At 70.6% G+C, this 23,380-nt stretch carries 27 protein-coding genes; 10 read left to right on the top strand and 17 right to left on the bottom strand.

Features of this window, described 5'->3' with window-relative positions; translation table 11 throughout:
• Positions 1 to 12: 12 nt before the first annotated feature.
• The 3 genes from AC0L6F_RS16295 to AC0L6F_RS16285 all read right to left on the bottom strand — a co-directional run bounded on the left by AC0L6F_RS16295 (position 13) and on the right by AC0L6F_RS16285 (position 2,201).
• A complete protein-coding gene (locus AC0L6F_RS16295; RefSeq protein WP_473538684.1) occupies positions 13 to 771 on the bottom strand; it encodes an SDR family NAD(P)-dependent oxidoreductase in 759 nt (252 codons plus the stop codon).
• A 94-nt stretch (positions 772 to 865) separates the two neighbouring features.
• Positions 866 to 1,396 carry a dihydrofolate reductase gene (locus AC0L6F_RS16290; protein WP_259611639.1) on the bottom strand — a complete coding sequence of 177 codons (531 nt, stop codon included), beginning with the start codon at positions 1,394 to 1,396 and terminating at the stop codon, positions 866 to 868.
• Position 1,397: 1 nt separating this feature from the next.
• Positions 1,398 to 2,201, bottom strand: a complete 804-nt coding sequence (locus AC0L6F_RS16285; protein ID WP_473538683.1) for a thymidylate synthase — start codon at positions 2,199 to 2,201, stop codon at positions 1,398 to 1,400.
• Between the two features lie 73 nt (positions 2,202 to 2,274).
• Here AC0L6F_RS16285 and AC0L6F_RS16280 point away from each other — a divergent pair, with 73 nt between their 5' ends.
• Genes AC0L6F_RS16280 through AC0L6F_RS16265 form a run of 4 tightly spaced genes read left to right on the top strand, consistent with a single transcriptional unit; the run spans position 2,275 to position 4,596 of the window.
• The gene (locus AC0L6F_RS16280) at positions 2,275 to 2,709 is read left to right on the top strand and encodes a thioredoxin family protein (RefSeq protein WP_259613369.1); all 435 of its coding nucleotides are present in this window, start codon (positions 2,275 to 2,277) and stop codon (positions 2,707 to 2,709) included.
• A complete protein-coding gene (locus AC0L6F_RS16275; RefSeq protein ID WP_473538682.1) occupies positions 2,702 to 3,175 on the top strand; it encodes a DUF4395 domain-containing protein in 474 nt (157 codons plus the stop codon). The genes AC0L6F_RS16280 and AC0L6F_RS16275 overlap by 8 nt, the downstream gene beginning before the upstream one ends.
• 52 nt (positions 3,176 to 3,227) lie before the next feature.
• Entirely contained in the window at positions 3,228 to 3,653 is a 426-nt protein-coding gene (locus AC0L6F_RS16270) for an OsmC family protein (protein ID WP_473538681.1), read from the top strand.
• Entirely contained in the window at positions 3,646 to 4,596 is a 951-nt protein-coding gene (locus tag AC0L6F_RS16265) for a TIGR01777 family oxidoreductase (RefSeq protein ID WP_473538680.1), read from the top strand. Before AC0L6F_RS16270 ends, AC0L6F_RS16265 begins: the two co-directional genes overlap by 8 nt.
• On the opposite strand, the gene AC0L6F_RS16260 is transcribed toward AC0L6F_RS16265, so the two are convergent.
• Together AC0L6F_RS16260 and dapB are read right to left on the bottom strand one after the other, a co-directional pair.
• The gene (locus AC0L6F_RS16260) at positions 4,554 to 5,006 is read right to left on the bottom strand and encodes a tetratricopeptide repeat protein (protein ID WP_259611635.1); all 453 of its coding nucleotides are present in this window, start codon (positions 5,004 to 5,006) and stop codon (positions 4,554 to 4,556) included. The genes AC0L6F_RS16265 and AC0L6F_RS16260 overlap by 43 nt on opposite strands.
• Complete coding sequence (dapB, locus tag AC0L6F_RS16255; protein ID WP_473538679.1) at positions 5,003 to 5,746, bottom strand: 4-hydroxy-tetrahydrodipicolinate reductase; 744 nt, start codon at positions 5,744 to 5,746, stop codon at positions 5,003 to 5,005. The genes AC0L6F_RS16260 and dapB overlap by 4 nt, the downstream gene beginning before the upstream one ends.
• 53 nt (positions 5,747 to 5,799) lie before the next feature.
• Here dapB and AC0L6F_RS16250 point away from each other — a divergent pair, with 53 nt between their 5' ends.
• The gene (locus AC0L6F_RS16250) at positions 5,800 to 6,270 is read left to right on the top strand and encodes a GNAT family N-acetyltransferase (protein ID WP_473538678.1); all 471 of its coding nucleotides are present in this window, start codon (positions 5,800 to 5,802) and stop codon (positions 6,268 to 6,270) included.
• 4 nt (positions 6,271 to 6,274) lie between these two features.
• Here AC0L6F_RS16250 and AC0L6F_RS16245 read toward each other — a convergent pair whose 3' ends face one another.
• The 3 genes from AC0L6F_RS16245 to AC0L6F_RS16235 all read right to left on the bottom strand — a co-directional run bounded on the left by AC0L6F_RS16245 (position 6,275) and on the right by AC0L6F_RS16235 (position 10,548).
• Positions 6,275 to 6,877, bottom strand: coding sequence for a histidine phosphatase family protein (locus AC0L6F_RS16245; RefSeq protein WP_274638528.1), 603 nt, complete (start codon positions 6,875 to 6,877; stop codon positions 6,275 to 6,277).
• A 94-nt stretch (positions 6,878 to 6,971) separates the two neighbouring features.
• Positions 6,972 to 8,036, bottom strand: coding sequence for an aldo/keto reductase (locus AC0L6F_RS16240; RefSeq protein ID WP_473538677.1), 1,065 nt, complete (start codon positions 8,034 to 8,036; stop codon positions 6,972 to 6,974).
• A gap of 238 nt (positions 8,037 to 8,274) precedes the next feature.
• Positions 8,275 to 10,548, bottom strand: a complete 2,274-nt coding sequence (locus AC0L6F_RS16235) for a polyribonucleotide nucleotidyltransferase (protein ID WP_473538676.1) — start codon at positions 10,546 to 10,548, stop codon at positions 8,275 to 8,277.
• 320 nt (positions 10,549 to 10,868) lie between these two features.
• Between AC0L6F_RS16235 and AC0L6F_RS16230 the strand changes: the two genes are divergently transcribed.
• Positions 10,869 to 11,054: a DUF5302 domain-containing protein gene (locus AC0L6F_RS16230; RefSeq protein ID WP_274637561.1), complete on the top strand. Its 186-nt coding sequence runs from the start codon at positions 10,869 to 10,871 to the stop codon at positions 11,052 to 11,054.
• Between the two features lie 44 nt (positions 11,055 to 11,098).
• Complete coding sequence (locus AC0L6F_RS16225; protein WP_473538675.1) at positions 11,099 to 11,257, top strand: hypothetical protein; 159 nt, start codon at positions 11,099 to 11,101, stop codon at positions 11,255 to 11,257.
• A gap of 2 nt (positions 11,258 to 11,259) precedes the next feature.
• Here the strand turns inward: AC0L6F_RS16225 and AC0L6F_RS16220 are convergent, their stop codons facing one another.
• A complete protein-coding gene (locus tag AC0L6F_RS16220; protein ID WP_473538674.1) occupies positions 11,260 to 11,904 on the bottom strand; it encodes an FMN reductase in 645 nt (214 codons plus the stop codon).
• Positions 11,901 to 13,097, bottom strand: coding sequence for an LLM class flavin-dependent oxidoreductase (locus tag AC0L6F_RS16215; protein WP_473540025.1), 1,197 nt, complete (start codon positions 13,095 to 13,097; stop codon positions 11,901 to 11,903). The genes AC0L6F_RS16220 and AC0L6F_RS16215 overlap by 4 nt, the downstream gene beginning before the upstream one ends.
• A gap of 216 nt (positions 13,098 to 13,313) precedes the next feature.
• Between AC0L6F_RS16215 and AC0L6F_RS16210 the strand changes: the two genes are divergently transcribed.
• Positions 13,314 to 14,453 carry an IS110 family RNA-guided transposase gene (locus tag AC0L6F_RS16210; RefSeq protein WP_473539975.1) on the top strand — a complete coding sequence of 380 codons (1,140 nt, stop codon included), beginning with the start codon at positions 13,314 to 13,316 and terminating at the stop codon, positions 14,451 to 14,453.
• 287 nt (positions 14,454 to 14,740) lie between these two features.
• Here the strand turns inward: AC0L6F_RS16210 and efeB are convergent, their stop codons facing one another.
• The 3 genes from efeB to efeU are packed head-to-tail and all read right to left on the bottom strand — an operon-like array spanning position 14,741 to position 18,245.
• On the bottom strand, positions 14,741 to 16,042 hold the full coding sequence (gene efeB / locus AC0L6F_RS16205; protein WP_473538673.1) for an iron uptake transporter deferrochelatase/peroxidase subunit: 1,302 nt from the start codon (positions 16,040 to 16,042) through the stop codon (positions 14,741 to 14,743).
• Positions 16,039 to 17,268 (bottom strand): iron uptake system protein EfeO, encoded by a 1,230-nt coding sequence (gene efeO, locus AC0L6F_RS16200; RefSeq protein ID WP_473538672.1) that lies wholly within the window; start codon positions 17,266 to 17,268, stop codon positions 16,039 to 16,041. Before efeO ends, efeB begins: the two co-directional genes overlap by 4 nt.
• Complete coding sequence (efeU, locus tag AC0L6F_RS16195) at positions 17,265 to 18,245, bottom strand: iron uptake transporter permease EfeU (RefSeq protein ID WP_473538671.1); 981 nt, start codon at positions 18,243 to 18,245, stop codon at positions 17,265 to 17,267. The genes efeO and efeU overlap by 4 nt, the downstream gene beginning before the upstream one ends.
• A 235-nt stretch (positions 18,246 to 18,480) precedes the next feature.
• Here efeU and AC0L6F_RS16190 point away from each other — a divergent pair, with 235 nt between their 5' ends.
• Positions 18,481 to 18,897, top strand: a complete 417-nt coding sequence (locus AC0L6F_RS16190; protein WP_473538670.1) for a 2-oxoglutarate and iron-dependent oxygenase domain-containing protein — start codon at positions 18,481 to 18,483, stop codon at positions 18,895 to 18,897.
• A 119-nt stretch (positions 18,898 to 19,016) separates the two neighbouring features.
• On the opposite strand, the gene rpsO is transcribed toward AC0L6F_RS16190, so the two are convergent.
• On the bottom strand, positions 19,017 to 19,286 hold the full coding sequence (gene rpsO, locus AC0L6F_RS16185) for a 30S ribosomal protein S15 (RefSeq protein WP_274637555.1): 270 nt from the start codon (positions 19,284 to 19,286) through the stop codon (positions 19,017 to 19,019).
• 203 nt (positions 19,287 to 19,489) lie between these two features.
• Here rpsO and AC0L6F_RS16180 point away from each other — a divergent pair, with 203 nt between their 5' ends.
• On the top strand, positions 19,490 to 20,797 hold the full coding sequence (locus AC0L6F_RS16180; RefSeq protein ID WP_473540024.1) for an MFS transporter: 1,308 nt from the start codon (positions 19,490 to 19,492) through the stop codon (positions 20,795 to 20,797).
• Positions 20,798 to 20,860: 63 nt separating this feature from the next.
• Here AC0L6F_RS16180 and AC0L6F_RS16175 read toward each other — a convergent pair whose 3' ends face one another.
• The 3 genes from AC0L6F_RS16175 to AC0L6F_RS16165 all read right to left on the bottom strand — a co-directional run bounded on the left by AC0L6F_RS16175 (position 20,861) and on the right by AC0L6F_RS16165 (position 23,329).
• Complete coding sequence (locus tag AC0L6F_RS16175; RefSeq protein WP_274637554.1) at positions 20,861 to 21,427, bottom strand: YceI family protein; 567 nt, start codon at positions 21,425 to 21,427, stop codon at positions 20,861 to 20,863.
• A gap of 148 nt (positions 21,428 to 21,575) precedes the next feature.
• Positions 21,576 to 21,944 (bottom strand): FKBP-type peptidyl-prolyl cis-trans isomerase, encoded by a 369-nt coding sequence (locus tag AC0L6F_RS16170; protein ID WP_259611630.1) that lies wholly within the window; start codon positions 21,942 to 21,944, stop codon positions 21,576 to 21,578.
• A 194-nt stretch (positions 21,945 to 22,138) separates the two neighbouring features.
• Positions 22,139 to 23,329: a PrsW family intramembrane metalloprotease gene (locus AC0L6F_RS16165; protein ID WP_473538669.1), complete on the bottom strand. Its 1,191-nt coding sequence runs from the start codon at positions 23,327 to 23,329 to the stop codon at positions 22,139 to 22,141.
• Positions 23,330 to 23,380: the final 51 nt, after the last annotated feature.

Here is a 23,380-nt window from a genome sequence, read left to right as displayed (position 1 = left end):
GAACTCCCCCCGTCAGCGTCCGCGGCGGCCGATTCCCGCGGTGAGACGGTCCGGCAGCAGCGGCAGCATGCGTGCGATCACGTTGTATCGCAGCGACGGGATCGACACCGCCCGCCCCCGGGACAGATCGCGCAGCGCCGCACGGACGACGGTCGCGGCATCCAGCCAGAGCGCACCGGGGATCCCCTCCTGTCCCGGCGGCAGACCCAGCCGCTGGTGGAAGCGGGTGTGCACGAAGCCCGGACACACCGCGGTCACGGTCACGCCGCGCGGCCCGTAGGTGACGTTCGCCCAGCGGCTGAAGCTCACCAGCCACTGCTTCACGGCGCCGTATGTCGATCGCGGCATGAATGCGGCGATCGAAGCCACGTTCAGGATGCGGCCGTGCCCGCGGGCCAGCATCGGCCCCAGTGCGGCGTGCATGAGCCGCAGCGCCACCTCGTCGTGCAGACGCAGATGCGCCACCTCGACCTCGACGTCATTCTGCTCGAACGCCAGCGGCAGGCCGATCCCGGCATTGTTCACGAGGATCTCGATCGGGCGCTCCGGGTCGGTCAGCCGTGCCGCCACCGCGGCGAGCGCCGTGGCATCGAGCAGGTCGGCCACGAGCACGTCGGCGCCGCGCCCTCGCGCGCCCACCTCGCCCGCGACCGCCCCGAGCGCACCGCGATCCCGTCCGACCAGGACGAGGTCGGCGCCGCGGTCGGCGAGCTGTCGCGCGAACTCGGCGCCCAGGCCCGAACTCGCCCCCGTCACCAGCGCCGTCACCATGGGTGACAGGCTAACGCCTGGCGGCGCGCGGCGTCCGGGGTCACGAGTGCTGCCGAGCCTGGCGAAGGTCGCCGCGCGGCAGCCACCGCACGCGTCAGCGCTCGTAGCGCACGAACCGGTAGCGCACACCCGAACGGGAGGTGTGCCACCCGATGGCGGCGTCCGGATCGGCGTGAGCGCCGGCGTCCGGATCGGACGCCACTGCCCGCCACCCGTCGACCGGCGGCGCCGTCGTGTCGCCGGAGACGGCGAGGTCGAGCTCGGTGACCTCGAGCCGGTGGGCGCGCGGCATGGCCTCGCGGAACACCTCCCCGCCGCCGATCACCCAGATCCAGTCCGGATCGTCCGAGGCGGCGAGGGCCAGTCCGTCGTCGAGGGATGCCGCGCGCTCCGCGCCCTCGGCCGCCCAGGCGTCGTTCCGGGTGATCACGATGTTGCGCCGGCCGGGCAGCGGGCGGAACCGGTCGGGGAAGGAGTCCCAGGTGCGGCGACCCATCACGACCGGTGCGCCCAGGGTCAGCTCCTTGAAGTGGGCGAGGTCCTCGGGGACGTGCCACGGCATGCCGCCGGTCGCGCCGATGATCCCACCGTGCGCCTGCGCCCAGATCAGGCCGATCCGCGCCATCTCAGACGGCGACCGCGCCGCGGATCGCCGGGTGATGCCGGTAGTCCTCGACGACGAAGTCCTCGAAGTCGTAGTCGAGGATCGATGCGGGCGTGCGGGCGAAGCGCAGCGTCGGGTACGGGTAGGGTTCGCGGGTCAGCTGCTCTCGCACCTGCTCGAGATGGTTGTCGTAGATGTGGCAGTCTCCGCCGGTCCAGACGAACTCGCCCGGCTTCAGACCCGTCTGCTGCGCCACCATGAGGGTCAGCAGCGCATAGGAGGCGATGTTGAACGGCACCCCGAGGAACAGGTCGGCGCTGCGCTGGTACAGCTGGCACGACAGCGTGCCGTCGGCCACATAGAACTGGAAGAACGCGTGACACGGCGCCAGCGCCATCTGCGGGATCTCGCCCACGTTCCAGGCCGAGACGATCAGCCGCCGCGAATCGGGGCTGGTGCGGATCTGCTCGATCACCTGCGTGATCTGGTCGATGTGCTCGCCGCCGGGCGTGGGCCATGACCGCCACTGCACGCCGTAGACGGGACCCAGCTCACCCGCGGCATCCGCCCATTCGTCCCAGATCGTGACGCCGTGCTCCTGCAGCCAGCGCACGTTGGACTCGCCCCGCAGGAACCACAGCAGCTCGTACGCGATCGAGCGGAAGTGCACCCGCTTGGTGGTGATCAGCGGGAACGACTCGGCCAGATCGAAGCGGAGCTGGCGGCCGAACACGCTCGTGGTGCCGGTCCCGGTGCGGTCGTCCTTGTGCGTGCCGTGCGCCAGCACATCGCGCAGCAGGTCCTCGTACGGAGTGGGGATGCTCACACCGCCACGATACCCGCTGACACACTCCGTCATCCGGCCCCGCGCCGCGCAGGACGCGGCTACCGTGACCGATATGCCCCTCTGGATCGCCGTGCTCGCGGTCGCCGTGCTGGTCGCCGTCACCCTGGTGGTCGGCGGGATGCTGCGCCACCGTGACGGACGCGCCCGCCGCGTCGCCGATCGCACTATCGATGTCGCCACGGCCGAGACCGGGCCGCGGGGCGAACGCGCCACGCTCGTGCAGTTCAGCACCGAGCTGTGCGCACGATGCCCGCAGGTGCGCCGGATGCTGGATGTCATCGCCGGCGAGCGTGCGGGCGTCCTGTTCACCGAGGTCGACCTCACGCGCCGGCCGGATCTGGCCAAGCGCCTGCACATCCTGCAGACCCCCACCGTGTTCGTGCTCGACGCCGACGGCTTCGTGCACACCCGCTTCGCGGGCGTGCCGGCCGCCCAGGCGGTCACCGGCGAACTCGACCGCCTGATCGGAGACCCCGCCCGTGTCTGATTCCCCCGTCGGCATCGACCCGCGCGGCCCGCGCTTCGGCGCCGCCATCACCTCGGTGCTGCTGCTCGTCACGGTCCTTCTCGCACTCACCGAGGTCAACAGCACCGGCCCCGTCACGCCCGCCTTCGTGCTGCTGGTGGTGGTGGCGCTCCTGTTCCTCTGGGGCGTGCTCTGGCCGCGCACGGCGCCCTGGGGTGTGCTGTTCCGGAAGGCCGTGCGACCTCGGCTGAGGGCGCCCGAAGAGCTCGAGGACCCGCGCCCGCCGCGCTTCGCGCAGGGGGTCGGGCTGCTGGTGAGCGTCATCGGCCTCGCGCTGCAGCTGGTCGGTGTGCCGTGGGGGCTGCCGATCGCGGCGGCGGTCGCGTTCGTGGCCGCGTTCCTGAATGCCGCGTTCGGCGTCTGCCTCGGCTGCCGGCTCTACCTGCTGCTGCAGCGCGTCGGCGCGGTCGGCCGCGCCGCGGCGTAGCCGTCGTCGACGCCGCCGATTAGGCTGGCGGCACACCGACGAGGGAGCAGAGATGAGCGTCACGAGCGAAGCCACCGCCCAGTGGAAGGGAACGCTGTTCGAGGGGTCCGGCCAGGTGAGTCTGACCAGCTCCGGGCAGGGACCGTATCCGGTGAACTGGAAGGCGCGCAGCGAAGGGTCGGACTCGGTCACCACCCCCGAGGAGCTCATCGCGGCGGCGCACGCGTCCTGCTTCAGCATGGCGCTGTCCAACGCCCTCACCCAGCATGGGACGCCGCCGGAGAGCCTGCAGGCATCGGCATCCGTCACCTTCACCCCGGGCACCGGGATCACCGGCAGCCATCTGAACGTGTCGGCGATCGTACCCGGCATCGAGGAGTCCGACTTCGAGCGCATCGCGGAAGAGGCCAAGGCCGGCTGCCCGGTCTCGCAGGCGCTCGCGGGCATCGAGATCACCCTCGAGGCCTCGCTTGGCTGAAGCCTCCGCCGGTCCCCGCCGCGTCGTCGTGGCGGGGGCCTCGGGTCTGATCGGCCGGGCGCTGGTCGCCTCGCTGCGCGCGGACGGCGTCGCCGTCACCCGACTGGTCCGGCGTCCGGCGCAGAGCCCGGACGAGGTCGCCTGGCTCACCGACTCCCGTCCGCTGGATCCGGGCGTGCTCGCCGGCGCCGAAGCCGTCGTCGGCCTGAACGGGGCGAGCATCGCCCGGATGCCGTGGACCGCGCGCTACCGCAGCACCCTGCTGTGGAGCCGGATCACCCCGACCCGCACCCTGGCGACCGCGCTGCGGACGCTCGGGGACGACGCGCCGGCGTTCGTCAGCGCGTCCGCGGTGGGCTTCTACGGCAGCGCGCCCGGGCGCACGCTCGACGAGCACGCGCCGAGCGGCGACACGTTCCTGGCCGATGTCTGCGGCGAGTGGGAGAAGACGGCAGCCTCCGCCGGGCGCGCGCGGGTCGCCCTGCTGCGCACCGCCCCGGTCGTGCACCGTGAGGGCGTGCTGAAGCCGCTGATGCTGCTCACCCGGCTGGGAGTCGCCGGCCCGCTGGGCCGCGGCGTCCAGGCGATGCCCTGGATCTCTCTGTCGGACGAGGTCCGGGCGATCCGGCACGTCATCGACGGCGACATCGACGGGCCGGTGAACCTCGCCGGCCCCACCCGGGCGACCGCCAACGATCTCGGCTTCGCGCTGGCGATGCGGATGAACCGCCCGTACCTGCTCAGGACACCGTCCTGGGCGCTGCGCGCCGTGTTGGGGCGGGATGCCGCGGACGCCCTGCTGCTGGCGGATGCGCACGTCGTGCCGGCCGTGCTGGCGTCATCCGGCTTCCGGTTCCGGCATCCCACCGTCGAGGACGCGGTCGCGGATGCCGTGCCGGATCAGGACGCGGAGCGGTCCGCGGCCTCGAGCCGCAGCGACTGACGGATCGCCGACCGGGCACGCCGGCGGTCGCCGGCCGCGTCGTAGGCGAGCCCGAGCCGATACCAGGCGCGCCAGTCGTCCGGATGCGCCCGCACGTCCTCGCGGAATCGCGGGAACAGTGCCTCGGCCTCGGCGCGGACCGGTCGTCCGCTGGGGTGGACGGCGACCTCGTCGGCCGGCATGCCGCCTTCGGCCTGAAGACGCAGCCCGACCCGTTCGGCGCGCACCCCGAACCACAGCTCCCGCCCGATCGCCCAGGCGGCCACGAGCGGGAACACCACCAGTGCCGCGCCCATCACGATCGCGACGACTGTGCCGCTGGTCAGCAGCGCCCAGGCCCACCGGGCGATCACGACGAAGTAGACGACCAGGACGGCCGCGATCAGCGCGACCGAGATGCGGGTCTTCATGCGCCGCGCAGGCCGATGTCCAGAAAGCTGTCCAGCCCGACGATCACGCCGTGCGCGTCGACGGCATACCGAAGCGCGAGCCGGATGCCGGGCGTATAGGCGGCGGCCGGCTCGACCGTGTCGTGCACGATGGTGAGCGACTCGCCGGCCCCGGAGAGCACGACCTCCTGCCGGGCGATCACCCCGGGCCGGCGCAGCGAGTGCACGGGGACGGAGGCGACCTGCTGACCGCGCGCGCGCTGATCGACGTGCGGGGCCAGCACCGGACCCTGTTCGGTGCGGGCGGCGGCGACCAGCTCGGCCGTGCGCACCGCGGTTCCGCTCGGTGAGTCGACCTTGGTGTCGCGGTGGGCCTCGACGATCTCGACCGAGGGGAAGAACGGCGCCGCCGCGGCGGCGAGTGCGGAGCCCAGCACGGACCCGAGGGAGAAGTTCGGGACGAACACCGCCCCCGTCCCGGAGGCTTCCACCAGGGGGCGCACCAGTGCGATGCGCTCGGTCGACCAGCCCGAGGTGCCGACCAGGATGTTGATGCCGCGTTCGGTGGCGGCCCGCACCACGTCGATCGACACCGCCGGAGTGGAGGCGTCCACCACCAGATCGGCGCCCTCGATCTGCGCGAGGTCGTCGCGCGAGGACAGCGCCGCGTGCACGGAGAATCCCGGCTCGTCCTCCACGACCGCGCGGATGATGCCGCCGAGCTTGCCGGTGCCCCCCACGATGGCCACGCGTGTCGTCATGGCTCCAGCCTACGGTGCGGGGCGGTGGGAAGACGCGCAGGTACGCTCGACTCATGGTGTCGCTGTCCCCCACACCCGTCGACGATCCGACCGCCCGTGCGCTGCTCGACGAATACGTCGCCATGCGGGCCGCATCCTTCCCCGGCACCTACACGCCGGCGCATCCGCCGCGAGCGATGTTCGACCCGCCTGCCGGGGTGTTCCTCGTGCTGCGCGACGATCAGGAGGCGCCGGTGGGGTGCGGCGGGATCCGCCGCCTGCCGGACGGTGAGGCGGGCGTGCGCTACGAGGTCAAGCATCTCTTCCTCCAGCCGTCGACCCGCGGACGCGGCTGGGGCCGGTTGCTGCTGAACGAGCTGGAGCGGCGCGCCCGCGAGTGGGGTGCCGCCGAGCTCGTGCTGGACACCCACCACACCCTGGAGGCGGCCGGCGGCCTGTACGCGGCATCCGGGTTCGTGCAGGTCGAGCCGTACAACGACAACGCGAACGCGACCCGGTGGTACGGGAAGCGGCTCGAGCCCTGAGGCCCTAGACCGGGAGCGGCTCGGGCAGGCCGGTCTGCAGTTCGAACGGCAGGTGCCCGAGGTCGTTGAGCGTGACCAGGCTCCACGGACGGCCGTTCTTCTGCGCGATGACGGTGAGGCCGCAGTGCGCCTGGTTCAGCGTCATCCAGCGCCACTCCGGCATCTGCAGCACTTCGCGCACGAACCAGCTGATGACGAAGTTGTGGGTGATCAGCAGCTCGTGCACCTCGCCGGGCTTGCGCACCAGGAACGCGTTGACGGCGTCATTCATCTGGGCCCGGCCGGCATCGATCTCGGCCTCGGTGACCGAGCCGAAGAACGGCTCGTACACGGCCGGGGTCTCATCTGTCATGCCGGTGGGCACGCAGTCGAACAGCAGCGCCGACGGCTGCGGGTCGACGGAGGGCAGGCGGTCGGCGACGGCCCGGGCGGTCTCGGCCGCGCGCTCCAGCGGCGAGTGCCAGACGGCCGAGAGCGGCAGCCCCGAGAGCCGGTCGGCCAGCGCCTCGGCTTGTCGCCGTCCGCGCGCAGACAGCGGCCCGTCCGCCACGCCCTGCTCGGCATCCTGATGCTCACCGTGCCGCACGAGATAGATGTAATGCGTCACGACGTCCTTCTTCATCGGCGGAGGTTGTCGGGCCCGAAGGCCCGCCTCCAGCCTATGCGACGAATCGGATGCCGGACCCGGACGGCGGGGATGTTCAGTCGGACGCGCGGGCGATCTCGGCCAGGTGCGCGCGGCTGAGCCGCACGCCGACGCCCTGCACGAGCTCTTCGACGTGGGCCGGCGCGAACGCGTTCACGATCGGCGCGACGACGGTCGGCTGGGCCAGCAGCCAGCCCACGGCCACCGCGGCCGGCGGCACGCCGAGTTCGGTGCCGATGGCGTCCAGCGCGCGCAACGTGCGGGTGCCGCGGCGATTCATGCTGCCGGCCAGCTGCACGCCGCGCACCGAGCGTCCGGCCTGGGCGCGAGAGCGATGCCGACCCGCCAGGTAGCCGTGCTCGAGCGCGTGCGACGGGGTGACCGCCATGTTCTGCGCACCCGCGACCAGCCGCAGATCGCCGGTGAAGTCGCTCCGGCGCAGCAGGTTGAACGGCACGTCGAGCACCGTCAGACGCGGGTACCCGGCCGAGGCTAGGATGCGCGCCTCGACGAGCTGCTCGGCACTGAAGCCGAACGCGCCGACGCTGCGGGCCTTGCCGGACTCGACCAGCCATTCGGCGGTCGCGAGCGTGTCTTCGACCGTGGCGACGCCGTCCGAGGCGTTCAGGTACAGCACGTCGATGTGATCGGTGCCCAGGCGGGTGAGGGATGCCTCGACCGCCCGCACGAGGTTCACCGGATCGAGTCCCGGGTTGTCCGGATGCGCTCCCACCCGGATCGCCAGCACGACCTCGTCGCGGACCCCGCGGGTGCGCAGCCACTCGCCGATGATGTGCTCGCTGCGCCCGCCGGCGAAGCTGTCGGAGGTGTGCAGCACGTTGCCGCCCAGCTGCAGGTAGGCGTCCAGGATCTCGTGGCTGGATTCCAGGTCGACGTTCCAGCCGAACTCGGCGCCGCCCAGCATGAGCGGGAACACCGTCATCCCGGTCTCGCCGAGGGTCACGCGCACCTGCGCCCCGATGGGCTCGCCCTGCACCGGGATCGGCGCCGACGGATGCGGCGGCGCGCGCAGGACGGGGGGAGCGGGCGTGACCGGCGCCACCGTGCGCCGATGCCCCTCGCTCGTCCGTGTGACCGGACCGTCGCCCGCGGCTGCCATGCTCACCCCCTCGCGAATCAGCCGGGATTCGCGACCACTGGGATTCGCGCCCCCCGGCGCTTACTTAGAGAGTAGGTCAGATGTGTGACACTCCCCTGTCTTGGGGTGGCCATTCCGTAAACATTCGGTAACTCTTTGGGGATGCTGTGCGGATTGTCCCCTGTTCGGGGGACGAATCCGCCGGTGGACGACGGATGCCCGCCCCCTTGCGGGGACGGGCATCCGGAGTCGGAGGCGCTCAGCCCTCGACCGGGGCCTCCGCGGGCGCGTCGGCGACGGCATCCTGCTCGGCCGCCTCCTCGAGGACCGGCTCCAGCGACAGCTTGCCGCGGTCGTCGACCTTCGTGATGCGCACGAGCAGCTTCTGGCCGACGCCCAGGACGTCCTCCACGTTGTCCACCCGCTTGCCGCCGTTGATCTTGCGGACCTCGCTGACATGCAGCAGGCCATCCTTGCCGGGCAGCAGTGAGATGAACGCACCGAATGTCGCAAGCTTGACGACCGTGCCGAGGAACTGCTCCCCGACCTCCGGATTCGTCGGGTTCGCGATCGCGTTCACCTGGGCGCGAGCAGCCTCGGCCGACGGACCGTCGACGGCGCCGATGTAGACGGTGCCGTCCTCCTCGATGGAGATGGTCGCACCGGTCTCGTCCTGGATCGAGTTGATCGTCTTGCCCTTCGGGCCGATCAGCTCGCCGATCTTGTCGACCGGGATCTGCACGCTGATCACGCGCGGCGCGGTCGGCGCCATCTCGTCCGGAGCATCGATCGCGGCGTTCAGGACGTTCAGGATCGTCAGACGGGCGTCGTGCGCCTGCTTCAGCGCGGCCGAGAGCACCGACGACGGGATGCCGTCGAGCTTCGTGTCCAGCTGGATGGCGGTGACGAACTCGCTGGTGCCGGCGACCTTGAAGTCCATGTCGCCGAGGGCGTCCTCGGCTCCCAGGATGTCGGTCAGCGCCGCGTAGCGGGTCTGGCCGTCGACGGTGTCCGAGACCAGGCCCATCGCGATGCCGGCGACCGGGGCGCGCAGCGGCACACCGGCGTTCAGCAGCGAGAGGGTGGACGCGCACACCGATCCCATCGACGTCGAGCCGTTCGAGCTCAGCGCCTCGGAGACCTGACGGATCGCGTACGGGAACTCCTCGCGTCCCGGCAGCACCGGCACGAGAGCGCGCTCGGCCAGGTACCCGTGGCCGATCTCGCGACGCTTGGGGCTGCCGACCCGGCCGGTCTCACCGGTCGAGTAGGGCGGGAAGTTGTAGTGGTGCAGGTACCGCTTGTGCGTGACCGGCGACAGCGAGTCGATCTGCTGCTCCATCTTCAGCATGTTCAGCGTGGTCACACCCAGGATCTGGGTCTCGCCGCGCTGGAAGATGGCCGAGCCGTGCACACGCGGGATGACCTGGACCTCGGCATCCAGCGGACGGATGTCGGCCAGGCCGCGACCGTCGATGCGCACGCCCTCGGACAGGATGCGTCCGCGCACGATCTTCTTCGTGACCGCCTTGTACGCCCCGGAGAACTCGGTCGCAGCGACCTCGGGCAGCTCGCCCGCGGCCACGGCGGCCGTCAGTTCGGCCTTCACGCGGTCCTTGAGCGCGTCATCCGCGTTCTGACGCTCGACCTTGTCGGCGATCTGGTAGACACCGGCCAGCTCGTCGTAGGCGCGCTGTGCGACGAAGTCGTACGTGCCCTGCGAGTACGGCAGGAAGACCGGGTAGACGCCGATCTCCTTCGAGGAGTGCGCCGCCATCTCGGCCTGTGCCTGGACGAGCTGCTTGATGAACGGCTTGGCCGCCTCGAGTCCGCCGGCGACGACCTCTTCAGAGGGCTTGGTGGCGCCGCTCTTGATGAGGTTCCAGCTGTGCTCGGTGGCCTCGGCCTCGACCATCATGATCGCGACGTCGCCGTCATCGAGCACGCGACCGGCAACGACCAGGTCGAAGACTGCTTCTTCGAGCAGCTTCGCGTTCGGGAAGGCGACCCACTGGTCCTCGTGCTGGCCGTGACCGGGGATCAGCGCGAGGCGGACACCGGCGATCGGGCCCGAGAACGGCAGTCCGGAGATCTGCGTCGACGCCGAGGCGGCGTTGATCGCCAGCGCGTCGTAGAACTCGCCGGGCGCGATCGAGAGCACCGTGATGACGATCTGGACCTCGTTGCGCAGACCCTCCACGAACGAAGGGCGCAGCGGGCGGTCGATCAGACGGCACACCAGGATGGCGTCAGTGGAGGGACGACCCTCGCGGCGGAAGAACGAGCCGGGGATCTTGCCGGCGGCGTACGAGCGCTCTTCGACGTCGACCGTCAGCGGGAAGAAGTCGAACCCTTCGCGCGGGTGCTTGCCCGCACTGGTGGCCGACAGCAGCATGGTCTCTTCGTCCAGGTAGGCGGCGACAGAGCCCTGTGCCTGCTGGGCGAGGCGTCCGGTCTCGAACCGGACGGTGCGGGTGCCGAAGCGGCCGTTATCGAGAACGGCCTCGGCGGCGGTGATTTCAGGACCTTCCAAGAGGTCACTCCTTCTTTGTTTAGACTCGCCCGCGCGTATCGCGGGCGAGGTCGTGCGAAGGAGCAGGAACAGACAGATATGAGCGCGCGACGGCATCGCCGTCACGTGGACCGCTTGCGCTGGCCACCAGTAGAAGATCACCCTCCGCACGGAGAGGAACCCACCACAGGGGACCAGCTTCCTGCCGGCCTGCTCCAGGAGCTCAGTATTCACTTGAGCGGATGCCCGAAGGCAGCCTTCACGAGCCTACCAGGGGAACCCGGGAATCCCCTCGGGCACGTGCTGTGGCCAGGATGTCGTGGCTGGCCTATCGTGGAGACATGAGCGACGACGACACCGCGGCCGGTGCCGCATCCGATGACGTGAAGCGCAAGTTCCGCGAGGCGCTCGACAAGAAGAACGCGCAGCAGCAGAACGGCGCGGCCCACCTGGATGGCCAGGGTGCTGTGCAGGAGCCGCACGGGCGCGCCGGCCACAAGCGCGAGTTCCGCCGCAAGAGCGGCTGATCCGCGCTGCCACAGTCCTGATCCGCACGGCCAAGGAGCGCGAAATGGACGACGACGACATCCCCGTCACCTCGGACGACGAGCGGGAGGTCCCGCTGGAGGACGAGGCGGAATTCGATCCTCCGCCCGCCACGCTCGACCCCGACGAGCGCGTCGAGGTCGAAGACGAGCTCGACGAGTTCGAAGCCGGGTTCGAGGGCTGAGGCTACTCCTCGGCGATCCCGCCGAGCAGCTTCGCGAACGAGTCTCCCCCGCCCAGGTAGGTCTCCGGATCGAACGGATCCGACGCCCGGGCCGGCGCTCGTCCGGCGACCGCGTCGGCCAGTTCGACCGCACCCCTCTCGATCCGATCGTGCAGCGGCGCGACCTGATCGCCGGTCCCGCCCCAGTCGGCGGAGGCCGCGAACACCCCGGTCGAGACCGGGGCGGCGTGCAGGTAGGCGAACAGCGGTCGGATGGCGTAGTCGATCGCCAGGGAATGGCGCGGGGTGCCGGCGGTCGCGCCGATGAGCACGGGTCGCCCGGACAGCGCGTCCTTGTCGATCACGTCGACGAACGACTTGAACAGGCCCGAATAGCTGGTCGTGAAGATCGGCGTGACCACGATCAGCGCATCGGCCGAGACGACCGTGTTGATCATCGACTCCAGCTCCGCCGAGGCGAATCCGGTGAGCATGTTGTCGGTGATCGCGTGCGCGTAGTCCCGCAGCTCGAAGGTGTCCACGGATGCCTCGACCTCGCGCGTGCTCAGCTGCTGCACCGTGGCGACGGCCAGCCGGTCGGCCAGCATGCGCGTGGACGACGGGGTGGACAGCCCCGCCGAGACCACGGCGATGCGACGCGCGCTCATCGGGCACCGCCCAGGCCGAACGCGGCGCCGGCCGGAGCCGGGCTGTCCTGATACGGCGAGCCGCCGGTGACGTTGTCGCCGCGGTTGGCGTTCGGGCGCGGCTGGCGCACCGGGCCGTCGCCGTAGGCCGCCTGCACGAGAGACGCGTGGGTGGGGGCATCCGGCACCTCGGCCGGACGGTTCTGCGCGAGCTCCCGACGCAGCGCGGGCACGACTTCGCCGCCGAGCAGGTCGAGCTGCTCGAGCACCGTCTTCAGCGGCAGGCCGGAGTGGTCCACGAGGAACAGCTGGCGCTGATAGTCGCCGAACAGGTCGCGCATGCCCGCGTAGCGGTCGATGACCTGCTGCGGCGAGCCGACCGTCAACGGGGTCATCTTCGTGAAGTCCTCCATCGACGGGCCGTGCCCGTAGACCGGGGCGTTGTCGAAGTAGGGGCGGAACTCGTTCACCGCGTCCTGCGAGTTCCTGCGCATGAACGCCTGGCCGCCCAGCCCCACGATGGCCGTGGAGGGCGCCCCGTGCCCGTAGTGCTCCCACCGCTGGCGGTACAGCTCGATCAGGCGCTGGTAGTGCTCGGCCGGCCAGAAGATGTTGTTCGCGAAGAAGCCGTCGCCGTAGTATGCGGCCTGCTCGGCGATCTCGGGAGTGCGGATGGAGCCGTGCCAGACGAACGGCGCGACGCCGTCCAACGGGCGCGGGGTGGCGGTGAACCCCTGCAGCGGCGTGCGGAACTTGCCCGACCAGTCCACGACATCCTCGCGCCACAGCTTGTGCAGCAGCGCGTAGTTCTCGATCGCCAGTTCCAGCCCCTGGCGGATGTCCTTGCCGAACCAGGGGTAGACCGGACCGGTGTTGCCGCGGCCGAGCATCAGATCGGCGCGGCCGCCGGAGACGTGCTGCAGCACGGCGAAGTCCTCGGCGATCTTCACCGGATCGTTGGTGGTGATCAGGGTGGTCGCGGTCGACAGGATGAGGTTCTTCGTCTGCGCGGCGATGTAGGCCAGCGTCGTGGTGGGCGAGGATGACCAGAACGGCGGGTTGTGGTGCTCGCCGATGGCGAAGACCTCCAGCCCCACCTCTTCGGCGTGCTTGGCGATCGTCAGGGTCGCCTGGATGCGCTCGGCCTCGCTCGGAGTCTGCCCCGTGGTGGGGTCCTGGGTGATGTCGCTCACCGTGAAGATGCCGAACTGCATCCCCGGCCAGGTGCTGGTCTCGCTCACGATCGGTTCTCGCTTCCCGGATGCGGGCGGGCATCCGTTTCTATGCATGTGAATGTATTCTATGCAACGCGGACACGCCCAGGGTATTCCCGCTGGAGGCCGTCGCGGATCAGACCCTATGAGGGTGGGGTTCTGAGGTTGGTCTTGTGGCCCAGGGCCTCACGGTGCAGATTCGTGGATCATCCCCAGATGGGCTGGGGATGCCGACATGCAGCGGAGGCCCTGGTGTTCAACGAGCGTACGACGATTGGTTTGGATGTGCACGCGCGCAGCGTGCGAGCGGCGGCGTTGGACACGTCGACGGGTGAAGTGGTCGAGGCGAAGCTCCCGCCGGGCAGTGATGGGGTGGCACGGTGGGTGGCCGGGATCGCGGAGCAGCACGGGCCGGTCGCTGCCGCGTATGAGGCTGGGCCGACGGGTTTCGGGCTGGCACGCATGCTGATCGCGGCCGGGGTGCCGGTGACGGTCGCGGCGCCGTCGAAGCTGATCCGCCCGGCCGGGGATCGGGTGAAGACCGACGCCCGTGACGCGCTGCTGCTGGCACGGTTGCTGCGGATGGACGAGCTGGTTGCGGTGCGAGTCCCGACCGTGGCGGAGGAATCGGCCCGCGATCTGGTGCGGGCCCGGGACGATGCCCGCACGGATCTGCTGTCGGCGCGTCACCGGCTCTCGAAGCTGCTGCTGCGCCGCGGGATCGTCTATGACGGGTCCGTGACCTGGAATCGGCCCCATGATGCCTGGCTGCGCCGGGTCCGCAAAGACGGTCTCGGCGACGCAGGACGCGGCACCCTGGCCGCGTTCGATGCCGCGTTCGACGCGGTCACGATGACCCTCGCTCGTCGGGACCGGCTCGACGCGCAGATCGCCGACCTGGCCGCCGACAGTGAGTTCACCGCGGTGACGAACCGGCTGGCCTGTCTGCGTGGGATCTCCACCCTCACCGGGCTCGCGTTGGCGGTCGAGATCGGCGACTGGGACAGGTTCACCGGCCGCACGATCGCCGCCTACCTCGGCCTGGTCCCATCCGAGCACTCCTCGGGAGGGTCAAGGTCGCTGGGGGCGATCACGAAGACCGGGAACACGCACGCCCGCAGGCTGCTGATCGAAGCCGCCTGGCACCACAAGGCCCGCTACGTCGCTGGGAAGACGATGACCGACCGGTGGGCGAAGAGCACCCCTGGTGCGGCCGCGCGCGGTGATGCCGGCAACCGGCGCCTGCACCACCGGTGGCAGGTCCTGACCACGCACAAGAAGAAGCACACGGTTGCCAACACCGCGATCGCCCGCGAGCTCGCCGGCTGGTGCTGGTCTCTGGCCGTCATGGACTGATCGAAGGCTCATTCGCCCGCCCGGCACCACCGGACAGCATGCAGCGTGAGGAACGGACCAGCGATTCGCCTGTGAGCGGCGACCACGATCGCCACGCTCGACCTCAGACCAGCCTGACCGTTCTCGCCGAAACAGGGTCATGCGGTAACCAACCCGCGCATATCAGACTGACCACGCGTCACCAGACACGCCGCACCCCGAAACGCCCTGGAGCGAATGACGGAGCGCCGCCGAGCAGCCAGCCCGGCGGCGCTCCACCCTGCCCCCTTGACAAACGAAGCTACATATCAGGCGAACAGACCGGCGCCGACGTACGAGCCCGAGCCGGCTCCCGGCGGCACCGCGAACAGCGCGGCGCCCACGGTGACCAGGTACTCGGCCATCAGGTCCTTGGCCACCGATCGCTGCACCCGGATGAAGCGCTCGGGCGCCTTCTGATAGGAGAGGAAGAACAGGCCGGCCGCGAGATCGCCGGTCGCGTCGTTGCCGTTGACGAAGTTGTAGCCGCGGCGCAGGAGGCGCACCCCGTCGTTCAGATCCGGATGCGCGAGGCGTGCGTGCGCCTTGGGGTCGATGGCGGGCCGACCCGCCGCATCCTTCTTGTGGAAGTCGAGGGGCGTGAACTCGGTGCCGCCGGACAGCGGGGCGCCCTCGCCCTTGTCGCGGCCGATGATCTGCTCCTGTTCGACCAGGCGCACGCGGTCCCAGGTCTCGATCCGCTGCTGGATGTTGCGCACCGCCAGGTAGGAGCCGCCGGCCAGCCACGCCGGCCCGTCGGCGGACGAGACCCAGACATGCTCGTCGAGCGCCTTCGGATCGTCCGCGAGGATGTTGGCGGTGCCGTCCTTGAAGCCGAACAGGTTGCGCGGCGTCGACTGATCGGCGGTGGTCTTCGAGGTGCGGCCGAACCCCAGCTGCGACCAGCGGATGCGCGCCCGGCCGAAGGCGATGCGGCTGAGGTTGCGCACGGCGTGGAATGCCACCTGCGGGTCGTCGGCGCAGGCCTGGATGCAGAGATCTCCCCCGCACAGCCGGGCGTCCAGCTGATCGCCGACGAACGGAGGCAGGTCCTCCAGGGGTGCCGGCCGCCGTCCGGCGAGGCCGAAGCGGTCGACGCCGTCCGTGCGGAACAGCCCCGGCCCGAACCCGATCGTGATGGTCAGGTTCGCCGCCGACAGGCCCAGCGCCTCGCCGGTGTCATCCGGCGGGGCCTGCGGCGAGCCGTGCACGGCACCGGTGGCACTGACATCGAGCCCCTGGGTGAGGCGCGATGCGGCGTAGGACCAGTCCTTCAGCAGCGAGATGAGATCGGCGCGGGTGGCGTCGGCGGGCACGTCGAACGCGGCGAAGTGCAGATGCTCCTGGACCGGGGTCGAGATGCCGGCCTGGTGCGCGCCGTGGAACGGATGCGTGCCGCCGGCCGGGTGGCCGGCGGAGGAGGCGACGCTCGCGCCGATCGCGGCGCCGCCCAGTCCCCCGACCAGCAGCCCGCCGGCGCCCGCGCCGAACAGGCCGAGCAGCCCGCGCCGGCTCAGCCCGGTCACGGGAGCCTCGTCCGGCCCCGGGGTGTCGGCGGGCTCTGCGGTCACGACAGGACCGTCGCGGTGAGCTGCGAGAGCGGCTCGGCGAGCGTGTTGATCAGGTTGGTCAGGTCGCTGCGGTCCTGGTCGGTGAGCTTCTCGTACGCGACGTAGCCCTTCTCGGCGCTGCCGTAGGTGGCCAGCTTCTGCTGCAGGGCGGCGTAGCCCTTGTCGATGCGCGCCACCAGCGACGCGCCGCTCTCGCCCTTGCTCTCGGCCAGGTCGCGCACGAGCGAGAACGCCATCTTCGATCCCTCGACGTTCGCGGCGAAGTCCCAGAGGTCGGTGCCGCTCCACCAGTCCTCTTCCCCGGTGATCTTGCCCTTGGCGACCTCGTCGAGCAGGCCGATCGCGCCGTTCGAGAGCGCCGCGACGCCCTGCTGCTCGAGGGTGCCGGCGAACTCGGCGCCGTGCACGTAGTCGTACAGCGACTGGACGTCGGTCACGAGCTGGGCGCCGATCGTCTTGCGCTCGGCTGCGGTGGAGGGCGCCCAGTCCTGCCATGCCGGGGTGGCGCCGTCGGCGTTGCGCGCGTCCTTGGCCGGCACCCAGAGATCCTTCTCGATGCGGTGGAAGCCGGTCCATTCCAGACCCTCCGCCTTCGCGTCGACCTCGCGGTAGTCGATCTTCGGGTCGAGGTCGCCCAGGGACTCGGCGATCGGCTCGATCCGCTCGTAGTACGCGCGCACCCGCGGGAACTGCTCGCGGGCCGCCGCGTCGTCTCCCGCCTCGTACGCGGCCGCGAACGTCTTGACGGCCGGCAGCAGCTGCCCGGTCTGATCCTTGACGAAGGCGACGTACAGGTCCACGGCGTGCGTCTTCTGCGCCGCATCCGATCCGGTGGCCGTGACCGCGTCGCCGCTGACCGTGAACGCGGCGCGGCCGACCCCGTCACCGACCATTCCCGGCTTGCAGACGGTGAAGTAGTCGCCGGGCTGGGCGACGACGGTCAGGGTGCGCCGGGCGCCCGGGGCGATGTTCTCGACCTCGCCGACGATCCGCAGTCCGTCGTGCGCGAGCAGGTAGAACTCTGTCACGGCGGTGCCGGCGTTCGTCACGTCGAAGGCGAGCGTGCCGCTGGCGGCCGATGCGGTCGAGACCGTGCAGTCGCTGTCGGTCGAGGTCACCGTCAGCGCGTCGTCGGTGGCCACGTCGCTCTTGGCCACGCAGCCGGTCAGAGCGAGGGCGGCGACGCTGAGGGCGGCGGACAGGGCGAGGGCGCGATGCGCGGTCATTGTGCTCCTTGATGGGGGCGTGCGGGGGCGAAGGCCGGCGCGGCGGCATCTGCCACCGGGGCGGACGGGGATGCCGCATCCGCCGCGGGCGCCGGAGTGACGGTGCGCCGGGGCGATCGGATGCCGCGGAGGAAGAACGTGCCGACCACGGCGATGTAGGCGACCCAGGCGATCACCTGCAGCCAGCTCATCTGCGGCATGAACCCGATCACGGCCTGCAGCACAGTGGCGAGGGTGCCGCCGGGCGCGATCACGCCGGACAGGTCGAAGGCCCAGCCGAAGGGGAATCCGGACCAGCCGACGGCGACGGCGCCGGTGGCGGTGACCGGTGCGAGCGCCGAGAACGGTCCGGGCAGCACGCCGGCCTCCTGCAGATCGTGCAGGGCGTACGCGAGCACGCCGGCCGCGACGACGACCAGGAAGCCGCCGGTCCACGCGAAGAACACGCGCAGGTTCAGCCGCAGCATCCCCCGGGCCAGCAGCCAGCCGACCGCCGCTGCGATCAGGAAACCGGCGAGTGCGCCCAGCAGCACCATCGGCGACGTGCCGAACGACTGCGTCATCGACCACAGCAGCAGCGCCGACTCGATGCCCTCGCGGGCCACCGAGACGAAGCCGACGAGCACCAGCGCCCACAGCGTCCCCGACGCCAGCGCCCGATCGAGGCTGCCCTCGAGCGCCTTCTTCATGTGGCGCGACGTCTTCTGCATCCAGAAGATCATCCAGGTGACCATGGCCACCGCCACCAGCGACAGGGTGCCGCCGAGGATCTCCTGCCCCTGGAACGTGAGGGCGTATTCGCCGAACGTGAGCACCGCGCCCACGCCGAGCGCGAGCACGATCGCCAGCCCCACGCCGATCCACAGCCGGGGCAGCACGTCCCGGCGTCCGATCCGGGCCAGGTAGGCGGCCAGAATGCCGACGACGAGGGCCGCTTCCAGTCCCTCGCGCAGGCCGATGAGGAAGGTTGCGAGCACGACGGGTCCGATCTCGATCGAAGGGGGCGACGGCGGCCTTCGCGTCGAATCGACGCCCCGCACCCGTGCGAACCCGGAAGTCAGGTAAGGCGAACCTCAGTAAGTACGACCTTACTCCTCGACCGCACACGCGCTCAAGCCGAACCCCCGGCGTCGGCGACGTCATATCCCGTCATCCCGGTTCACACCGGGCAACATCCACGCCGTGGCGGCGACATCCGCCTACCGTCGAGCCATGAGCGAGACGAGTCTGCCGGTCCTCGACCTGTCGCTGCTGGATCAAGGGCCCGACGCCGCGGCACGGTTCCGCGACCAGCTGCGCGTCGCCACCCACGACGTGGGCTTCTTCTATCTGACCGGCACCGGCGTCTCCCCCGGTCTCGAGGCGCGGCTGCTGGGCACGGCACGAGCGTTCTTCGCGCTGCCGGAGGCCGACAAGCTGGCCATCGAGAACGTGCACAGCCCGCACTTCCGCGGCTACACCCGCGTCGGCGGCGAGCGCACGCGGGGCGAGGTGGACGCCACGGGCGTGACGCAGGACCCGGCAAATCCGATCCACGCGCTGTACGGCGAGAACGCGCTGAAGTCGCGGCTGCGGGCCCATCCCGACGTCGCGGCCCGCTGGCACGCCGACCTGATCACCGGAGAATGACGAGGGCCGCCCCCTCCCCACGCCACTCCACACATCGCTGCGCGATGCGCGGAGCCTCCGGCGCGTGGGCCCAGGGGCGGCCCTCCAAGAACGTTTGGAGCGATTGAACGCTGGTCGCGCTAGCGGCGAAGTCCCAGACGCTCGATCAGCGTGCGGTAACGCGCGATGTCGATGTCCTGGAGGTAGCCGAGCAGACGGCGGCGCTGACCGACGAGCAGGAAGAGCCCACGACGCGAGTGATGGTCGTGCTTGTGCTCTTTCAGGTGCTCGGTGAGGTCCTTGATGCGCTGCGTCAGCATCGCAACCTGCACCTCGGGGGATCCGGTGTCACCGGGGTGCGTCGCGTACTCTTCGATGATCGCCTTCTTGACGTCTGATTCCAGTGCCATAAAGTGATCCCCTTCCTTCTCGTTGCGCGGTGCCCGACGCCTGATGCGCGAGCTCTCTTTCTCCGCGGCCGATTCTCACGGCAACCGCATCAGTCTACAGCATCCGCCGCCGCCCTCTCCGGGCCCGCGGTGGCACTCGCCCGCGTCGGCGACCGGTAGCCTCGTTTCGTGCAGGACGCGGAGCGGGCGGGATCGGCCCGGTGATGGCCCGGCTGTCGCGCGAGCACTTCATCGACCTGCGACCCCTGACCACCTCGCCCGCATTCGCGCGGCTGTGGGTCGGATCGACCCTGTCCGGGCTCGGCGGACAGCTCACGATCGTCGCGATCATGCTGCAGATGTACGCGATCACGCACGACACGTTCGCGGTGTCGATGATCGCGGTCGCCGGCCTGGTGCCGATGATCCTGGCCGGGCTCTATGGCGGGATGCTGGCGGATGCGTTCGATCGTCGGGTGGTCGCGCTGCTGGCGGCCACGGTGACATTCGCCTCGACGCTGCTGCTGGCCGTGCTCACCTGGGGCGGGTGGGAGACCGTGTGGTGGCTGTACGCCCTGAGCATCGTCAACTCCGCCGCCAACTCAATCGTGATGGCCGCCCGCTCGGCGATCATCCCGCGGCTCATCCCGATCACGCTGCTGCCGGCGGCATCCGCCCTGCAGGGCATCTCGACCGGCCTGATGATCATGGCCGGCCCGGCGCTGGCGGGCGTGCTGGTGGCCGTCTCGGGGTACGGCTGGACGTACACGATCGACGTGGTCATGATGACGTCGCTGTTCCTCGGGCTGTGGACGCTGCCCTCGATTCGCCCCGAGGGCACGATCGTGCGGCCGGGGCTGGAATCGCTCAAGGACGGGTGGCGCTTCCTGAAGCGCGCGTCCAATATCCGTCTGCAGTACCTCATCGACATCACGGCGATGACGTTCGGCCAGCCGCTGACACTCTTCCCGGCGATCGGGGCGGTGCTGCTGGGCGGAGGCGCCATCACCACCGGCGTGCTCACCGCCGCGGTGGCTGCCGGCGCGTTCCTGTCGAGTCTGTTCTCGGGCCCGATCGGGCGGGTGCGCCGGCACGGGCTGGGAATCGAGCGGGCGGTGATCGTGTACGGGGCCGCGATCCTGGCGTTCGGACTGGTCCTGGTCGCCGCCGCGCTGCACTGGTTCGCCCCGGCCCGGGTGGGGCCCGATTCGGCGAATGTCGCGCTCATCGCGACGGCCGCGGTCGTGCTCGCGGTCTCGGGCGCCGCCGACAATGTGAGCGCCATCTACCGCTCCACCATGATGCAGTCCGCGGTGCCGGATGCGATCCGGGGACGCCTGCAGGGCATCTTCATCGTGGTGGTGGCGGGCGGGCCGCGGGTGGGCGCGCTCTACGCCGGAGCGCTCGCGACCGTCACCGCGCTGTGGTTCCCGCCGCTGCTGGGCGGCCTGATCATCATCGGGCTGGTCGCGCTCCTGGTGCGGCTGAACCCCCGGTTCCGCGCGTACGACGCCCTGCACCCCGAGCCCTGACGCGTCCGGGGACGACGAGAGGGACGGATGCCGCGGCATCCGTCCCTCTCCGGGTCATTCCGATCAGTCCTGCTGCAGCGCGCCCTGCAGGTCGAGCTCGATCGTCACGTCCTTGCCGACGAGCACGCCGCCGGTCTCCAGCGCAGCGTTCCAGGTGAGGCCGAAGTCCTCGCGGTTGATGACCGTCTTGGCCGTCGCACCGGCCTTGTAGTTGCCGTAGGGGTCGGTGCCGAAGCCGCCGAAGTCGAAGTCGAAGGTCGCCGGCTTGGTGATGCCGCGGATGGTCAGGTCGCCGTCGATGAGGAACTTCTCGCCCTCCAGCCGCACACCGGTGGAGCGGAACTCCATCGTCGGGTGGTTCTCCACATCGAAGAAGTCGGCCGAACGCAGGTGACCGTCACGGCCCTCGTCCTTCGTGTCCAGCGAGGTGACGTCCACCGACGCCTCGACCGTGGCCTCGAGCGGGTTCGCCGGGGCCGTCAGTGTCGCGCTCTTGACGCCGAAGGTGCCGCGCACCTTCGAGATCATCATGTGGCGCACGCTGAACTGGACTTCACTGTGGGAGGGGTCGAGCACCCACGTGCCGGGCTTGTAACCTGCGATCTCGGGGGTGATGGTCGTGTCCGTCATATCGTTCCTTCTGCTGTCGGGCGCCCGGAGCGGCGCGGTATGCAGGGGATAACCGGAGCACCCACAGGTCTATTCCCGTGCATGCAAAAAAAGAGAGCGGATGCCCCGGGTGAGGCATCCGCTCTGTGCGACGGATCTGTGCGACGGCTCAGCCGACGGCGACCAGGTCGATCACGAAGATGAGGGTCTTGCCGCCGAGGAAGTGTCCGCCGGCCGGACCGTAGGCCAGGTGCGGCGGGATGGTGAGCTCACGGCGTCCGCCCACCTTCATGCCTGGAATGCCCTCCTGCCAGCCCTGGATCAGACCGCGCAGCGGGAACTGGATCGTCTCACCGCGGGTCCACGACGAGTCGAACTCCTCGCCCGACTCGTACTCGACGCCGGCATAGTGGACCGTCACGTTGTCGCCGGCCTTGGCCTCGTCTCCGTCGCCCACGATGAGGTCGCGGATGACCAGTTCGGACGGGGCGGGGCCCTCGGGCGCGTCGATCTCGGGCTTGGTGCGGTTCTCAGTCATGCCTCCATCCAACCCGACGGTGCCGATGCGGTCAACGCGGCGGCGAGGCCTTGACGAAGCATCGGGCCCGTGTCACCCTGATATCAGGTCAACTCAGCGCTCGGTAGACACGCAGGCATCGCCGCGGCACCGGGCGCTGAGTCTTTGCGCGCGGGGCCGCTGAGGGCCCCCGCCGGGGTCCAGTCGGCCGGCCCTCACGGGGCGAACAGGGCGTGGCGGGCGCCGATGGTGCGCGCCAGGAGTGTCTGCTGGTCGGCGGCCGCCCGGGGGTCCCGCCCGGTGACGATGCGCTGCCGGACGGCGGCCAGGGCCGTGGCATCCGCGATGAACCCCTTCATCACCCGGGTGCGGTCGCCGCGCAGTGTCTGCGCCCACGCCAGGGCCTCCCGTCGCCCGCGGGGCGTGGCGAGCATCTCGACCTCCTGCGGGGTGAACCACCCGGCACCGGCGTACTCGCCGAGTCGCTGACGGGTCAGGCGCCGCTCCTCCCGGCGCAGCATCATGACGCCGAGCACGAACAGCACGAACAGCGGCAGCTGCAGCATCGCGTACAGCGCGAAGAAGTCGAAGAACTGGGCGGACGCGTTCCACAGTCCGTGCAGCAGGGCCGCGCCGCACATCCCCACGATCCAGGGGGCGACCGCGGCGGCGGCGCTCGCCCCGCGGCGGGCCGCCAGACCGAGGGCGAAGCCGGTCACGCTGGTGAACATCACGTGCGCGAACGGCGAGAGGATGCCGCGCAGGAAGAACGTCGTGGTCAGCTGGCCGGTGCCGCCCTCGATCAGGCTCACCGCGAAGTACTGGATGTTCTCGGTGAAGGCGAAGCCGGCCGCGACCAGGGCGCCGTACACGATGCCGTCGACCGGCCCGTCGAAGGCGCGGCGTGCGATCAGATAGATCAGGAACACCCCCAGGCCCTTGGCGAACTCCTCCACGATCGGCGCCTGGACCACCGCCTGCAGCGCCTCGCGCGTTGCCAGGGCCTCGCGCGGAGCCGAGCCGTCGACGCCGAACAGCACGGTGAGCAGCAGATCGACGCCGAGGGCGATGCCGACGGCCGCGATCGCCCCCCACGCGACGGCCAGGACGACCAAGCTCCGCGGCTCGGGCTCCCACCGATCGATCAGGCGCACCGCGAACAGCACGGCGCCCAGCGGCACGAGCGCCACGATCATGCCGATGATCGCGGCGGCCGGGCCCAGCGCCTCGAGGAAGTACGCCACCAGGGCGAACGCCGCCACGACCAGCACAGCCACGATCCACACCGCCGCCCGGCGTCCCCGGCCCGGCGCCGTCGGCAGCGCGGGCAGCGGCGGCGCAGCCGGCGCTCCACCCGGCGCCGGCGGGTGGGAGCTCCCGTGCGCGAGCGGCGAGGGGAAGGACATGCCGATCAGCATAGAGGCCGCCCGGGCGGGCGGCAGATCCCACAGCGGTAA

This window comes from Microbacterium sp. G2-16M (assembly GCF_055809115.1).
The sequence above is the reverse complement of the archived record's forward strand: the minus strand, read 5'-3'. Positions and strand labels throughout refer to the sequence as shown.

Bases quoted from the DNA above. Each gene is read 5' to 3' on its own strand.
- AC0L6F_RS16295 (WP_473538684.1), bottom strand. From the start codon at position 771: ATGGTGACGGCGCTGGTGACGGGGGCGAGTTCGGGCCTGGGCGCCGAG.
- AC0L6F_RS16290 (WP_259611639.1), bottom strand. From the start codon at position 1,396: ATGGCGCGGATCGGCCTGATCTGGGCGCAGGCGCACGGTGGGATCATC.
- AC0L6F_RS16280 (WP_259613369.1), top strand. From the start codon at position 2,275: ATGCCCCTCTGGATCGCCGTGCTCGCGGTCGCCGTGCTGGTCGCCGTC.
- AC0L6F_RS16270 (WP_473538681.1), top strand. From the start codon at position 3,228: ATGAGCGTCACGAGCGAAGCCACCGCCCAGTGGAAGGGAACGCTGTTC.
- AC0L6F_RS16260 (WP_259611635.1), bottom strand. From the start codon at position 5,006: ATGAAGACCCGCATCTCGGTCGCGCTGATCGCGGCCGTCCTGGTCGTC.
- dapB (WP_473538679.1), bottom strand. From the start codon at position 5,746: ATGACGACACGCGTGGCCATCGTGGGGGGCACCGGCAAGCTCGGCGGC.
- AC0L6F_RS16250 (WP_473538678.1), top strand. From the start codon at position 5,800: ATGGTGTCGCTGTCCCCCACACCCGTCGACGATCCGACCGCCCGTGCG.
- AC0L6F_RS16240 (WP_473538677.1), bottom strand. From the start codon at position 8,036: ATGGCAGCCGCGGGCGACGGTCCGGTCACACGGACGAGCGAGGGGCAT.
- AC0L6F_RS16230 (WP_274637561.1), top strand. From the start codon at position 10,869: ATGAGCGACGACGACACCGCGGCCGGTGCCGCATCCGATGACGTGAAG.
- AC0L6F_RS16225 (WP_473538675.1), top strand. From the start codon at position 11,099: ATGGACGACGACGACATCCCCGTCACCTCGGACGACGAGCGGGAGGTC.
- AC0L6F_RS16220 (WP_473538674.1), bottom strand. From the start codon at position 11,904: ATGAGCGCGCGTCGCATCGCCGTGGTCTCGGCGGGGCTGTCCACCCCG.
- AC0L6F_RS16215 (WP_473540025.1), bottom strand. From the start codon at position 13,097: ATGCAGTTCGGCATCTTCACGGTGAGCGACATCACCCAGGACCCCACC.
- AC0L6F_RS16210 (WP_473539975.1), top strand. From the start codon at position 13,314: ATGGGCTGGGGATGCCGACATGCAGCGGAGGCCCTGGTGTTCAACGAG.
- efeO (WP_473538672.1), bottom strand. From the start codon at position 17,268: ATGACCGCGCATCGCGCCCTCGCCCTGTCCGCCGCCCTCAGCGTCGCC.
- AC0L6F_RS16190 (WP_473538670.1), top strand. From the start codon at position 18,481: ATGAGCGAGACGAGTCTGCCGGTCCTCGACCTGTCGCTGCTGGATCAA.
- rpsO (WP_274637555.1), bottom strand. From the start codon at position 19,286: ATGGCACTGGAATCAGACGTCAAGAAGGCGATCATCGAAGAGTACGCG.
- AC0L6F_RS16180 (WP_473540024.1), top strand. From the start codon at position 19,490: ATGGCCCGGCTGTCGCGCGAGCACTTCATCGACCTGCGACCCCTGACC.
- AC0L6F_RS16175 (WP_274637554.1), bottom strand. From the start codon at position 21,427: ATGACGGACACGACCATCACCCCCGAGATCGCAGGTTACAAGCCCGGC.
- AC0L6F_RS16170 (WP_259611630.1), bottom strand. From the start codon at position 21,944: ATGACTGAGAACCGCACCAAGCCCGAGATCGACGCGCCCGAGGGCCCC.
- AC0L6F_RS16165 (WP_473538669.1), bottom strand. From the start codon at position 23,329: ATGTCCTTCCCCTCGCCGCTCGCGCACGGGAGCTCCCACCCGCCGGCG.